Origin of the sequence: Martinezella calliandrae, from assembly GCF_030272695.1 — a bacterium.
GTDB lineage: Bacteria > Pseudomonadota > Alphaproteobacteria > Rhizobiales > Rhizobiaceae > Rhizobium > Rhizobium calliandrae.
This window is the reverse complement of the sequence record NZ_JARFYN010000238.1, coordinates 1-343: the sequence shown is the minus strand read 5'-3', so window position 1 is coordinate 343 and position 343 is coordinate 1. Positions and strand designations below refer to the sequence as shown.

Here is a 343-nt window from a genome sequence, read left to right as displayed (position 1 = left end):
GGCCGTCCGATTGCCAACACGCGGCTCTATCTTCTCGACGGTCATGGTCAGCCCGTGCCGTTCGGGGCGGTCGGCGAGCTTTATATCGGCGGGGCCGGCGTTGCCCGCGGCTATCTGAACCGGCCGGAGCTGACGGCGGAGCGGTTCATCGCCAGTCCCTTTGTCGAAGGCGACCGGCTGTACAAGACCGGTGACCTCGGACGTTATCTGCCGGACGGCAATCTGGAGTTCCTCGGCCGCAACGACGAGCAGGTGAAGATCCGCGGCTTTCGCATCGAGCCGGGCGAGATCGCCGCACGGCTTTGCGAGCACGAGCTCGTCGGCGAGGCGGTGGTGGTGGCGC

1 protein-coding gene is annotated in these 343 nt (G+C 67.1%); it reads left to right on the top strand.

Annotation, left to right across the window (positions count from 1 at the left end):
- On the top strand, positions 1-343 hold a 343-nt coding region (locus tag PY650_RS36915), incomplete at both ends, for an AMP-binding protein (RefSeq protein WP_285885059.1).